The organism is Rhizobacter sp. P2_H2 (assembly GCF_056403375.1).
Map to the genome: position 1 here is coordinate 1 of NZ_JBFUFP010000648.1, position 3,145 is coordinate 3,145.

3 protein-coding genes are annotated in these 3,145 nt (G+C 65.4%); all 3 read right to left on the reverse strand.

Going from position 1 to position 3,145, the window contains the following annotated elements; genetic code table 11:
* Positions 1 to 148: 148 nt before the first annotated feature.
* Positions 149 to 1,804, reverse strand: coding sequence for a chaperonin GroEL (groL, locus tag AC1D15_RS24010; protein WP_477827946.1), 1,656 nt, complete (start codon positions 1,802 to 1,804; stop codon positions 149 to 151).
* Between the two features lie 51 nt (positions 1,805 to 1,855).
* On the reverse strand, positions 1,856 to 2,146 hold the full coding sequence (locus AC1D15_RS24015) for a co-chaperone GroES (protein ID WP_047500101.1): 291 nt from the start codon (positions 2,144 to 2,146) through the stop codon (positions 1,856 to 1,858).
* Between the two features lie 217 nt (positions 2,147 to 2,363).
* Positions 2,364 to 2,924, reverse strand: coding sequence for a glutathione S-transferase family protein (locus tag AC1D15_RS24020; protein WP_477827947.1), 561 nt, complete (start codon positions 2,922 to 2,924; stop codon positions 2,364 to 2,366).
* Between the last annotated feature and the right edge of the window lie 221 nt (positions 2,925 to 3,145).

Genomic DNA, 3,145 nt, shown 5'->3' on the forward strand with positions numbered 1-3,145 from the left:
GCCCAGTTCATCGTCGATGAAGCGCTTCAGCAGGGGGGCGGTCGGCATGGCGATATTGTGCCGCCCGCGGCCAAGGGGTGGCCTTCCAGGTGTGCAATGAAAAAGGGCTGCCGAAGCAGCCCTTTCGAGGTAGGCGAGGTGCCTGGACTTACATGTCCATGCCCATGCCGCCCATGCCACCCATGCCGCCACCGGGCATGCCGCCGCCACCGGCGCCGGCTTCTTCCTTCGGAGCCTCGGCGATCATCGCCTCGGTCGTCAGCATCAGCGAGGCCACCGACGCGGCGTTCTGCAGCGCGGTGCGGGTCACCTTGGTCGGATCCAGGATGCCCATCTCGATCATGTCGCCGTAGGTGTCGTTGGCTGCATTGAAGCCGTAGTTGCCCTTGCCGTTCAGCACGGCATTGACGACCACGCTGGCTTCGCCGCCGGCGTTGTAGACGATCTCGCGCAGCGGCGCTTCGATCGCGCGCAGCACCAGCTTGATGCCGGCTTCCTGGTCGGGGTTGTCACCCTTGATGGCGCCAGCCGCTTGCTTGGCGCGCAGCAGCGCGACGCCACCACCGGCCACGATGCCTTCTTCGACGGCGGCACGGGTTGCGTGCAGCGCATCTTCGACGCGGGCCTTCTTTTCCTTCATCTCGACTTCGGTCGCGGCGCCGACCTTGATCACGGCAACACCGCCGGCCAGCTTGGCCACGCGCTCTTGCAGCTTTTCACGGTCGTAGTCGCTGGTGGCTTCTTCAATCTGCACGCGCACTTGCTTGACGCGGGCTTCGATGTCGGCACCGGCACCGGCGCCGTCGATGATGGTGGTGTTTTCCTTGCCCACTTCGATGCGCTTGGCCTGGCCCAGGTCGGCCAGCGTGACCTTCTCGAGCGTCAGGCCGACTTCTTCGGCGATGACCTTGCCGCCGGTCAGGATCGCGATGTCTTCCAGCATGGCCTTGCGGCGGTCGCCGAAGCCCGGGGCCTTGACGGCGACGACCTTCAGGATGCCGCGGATCGTGTTGACCACCAGGGTCGCCAGCGCTTCGCCTTCGACTTCTTCAGCGATGATCAGCAGCGGACGGCCGGCCTTTGCCACTTGCTCCAGCACCGGCAGCAGGTCGCGGATGTTGCTGATCTTCTTGTCGAACAGCAGGATGAACGGGTTGTCCAGCAACGCCGATTGCTTCTCGGGGTTGTTGATGAAGTACGGCGACAGGTAGCCGCGGTCGAACTGCATGCCTTCGACGACTTCGAGTTCGCTCTCGAGCGACTTGCCGTCTTCGACGGTGATGACGCCTTCCTTGCCGACCTTGTCCATCGCGTCAGCGATGATCTTGCCGATGGTTTCGTCGCTGTTGGCCGAGATCGAGCCGACTTGCGCGATTTCCTTCGAGGTCGTGGTGGCCTTCGAGGCCTTCTTCAGCTGCTCGACCAGGGCCGTGAYGGCCTTGTCGATGCCGCGCTTCAGGTCCATCGGGTTCATGCCGGCGGCCACGTACTTCATGCCTTCGCGGATGATGGCCTGGGCCAGCACGGTGGCGGTGGTGGTGCCGTCACCGGCGATGTCGCTGGTCTTGGAAGCGACTTCCTTGACCATCTGCGCGCCCATGTTCTGGAGCTTGTCCTTCAGCTCGATCTCCTTGGCGACCGAGACACCGTCCTTCGTGACGGTGGGGGCGCCGAACGAGCGCTCGAGGACCACGTTGCGGCCCTTCGGGCCCAGGGTCACCTTGACGGCGTTGGCGAGGATGTTGACACCCTCGACCATGCGTGCGCGGGCTTCGCCGCCGAAGACTACGTCTTTTGCTGCCATGTTCTTTTCTCCGAATTCAGTGTTGAGGTGCTAGAGCCAGTGCCGGGAGAATCACTTCTCGACCACGGCGAAGAGGTCTTCTTCGCGCATCACCAGCAGTTCCTTGCCGCCGTCCTTGACGACCTGGCCGCTGTACTTGCCGAACAGCACGCGGTCGCCGACCTTGACGTTCAGGGCCACGAAGTCGCCCTTCTCGTTGCGCTTGCCCGGGCCGATGGCCAGGACGATGCCTTGCTCGGGCTTCTCGGTGGCGGCGTCGGGGATGACGATGCCGGAAGCGGTCTTGGTTTCTGCTTCAACGCGCTCGACGATCACGCGGTCGTGCAACGGGCGAAATTTCATGGCTTCTCCTTGATGTCTCAAATGGGACTTCTGGTGGGCAACGAGGCAAGTTGGCGCTCATTGACTTGGCAGAACATCGGCACCCGAAGGCACCTGGATGTCGTTAGCACTCAAGGTGGATGAGTGCTAGCAGATCAGAATTATAGGGGCAGGGCGTGACGGTTCAAGAGGGGGGTCTTTGGAGAGACCGTGGGGGCGCCCGTACGCAGGGAGCGGTTCAGCCAGGGGCCGCTGGATCGAAGAAGCGCCGGGCCAGTCCATCACGACCCGGGTAGAACTGGAAGAAGGGCCGCGCCTGCTCGATGGTGAGCGCCACCGCCGGGTGCGCGACGAGCCGTTCGAAGTAGGCCGCGAGTCGCGCGTGCTGCGGCGGCAGCGGCAGGTAGGTCAGCGCATAGAACAGCGCCGGCGCCGCGGCGCAATCGGCCAGGCTGAAGGCCTCCCCGGCCACCCAGGTGCGGCCCTCGAGCTGGCGGTCGAACATCGCATAGGCGGTCGACAGCGTGTCGCGCGCCTGGCTCACGTTGCGCGCATCGCGTTCGCCCTCGGGCCGCAGGCGGTCRGCGGTGAAGGCCTGCATCGGCAGCATCAGGTACAGGTCGGACAGGCGATCCCACAGGCGGACCTCGAGCGCGGCCTCCGCATCCTGCGGGATCAGCGTACGGCCCGGGCGCGCGTGATGGCGCTGCAGGTGCTCCATGATGATGCTCGTCTCGCCGATCGGCCGGCCCCGGTCCTCCAGCAGCGGCATCTTGCCGAGCGGCCACCGCGCCAGTATGGCCCTGCGAGGGGCAGCCGCGCTATCCTTGCGCCACCTTCACCGCATCGACTCACAACCATGCTGATCGCGATCGTCGGCGGCGTGCTGGCCGCCCTGGGTTTCCTGTCCGCCGTCGCGCTGGTCGCGGCGCCCCTGGGGATGTCCGCGGCGCCGCCGGGCCTGACGCTGTGGGTGCTGTTCCCGCTCTTCACGCTGCTCGGCTACGCCCTGGTGGTGGC

Excerpts from the sequence above, each read along its gene's own strand:
- AC1D15_RS24015 (WP_047500101.1), bottom strand. The coding sequence starts at position 2,146 with ATGAAATTTCGCCCGTTGCACGACCGCGTGATCGTCGAGCGCGTTGAA.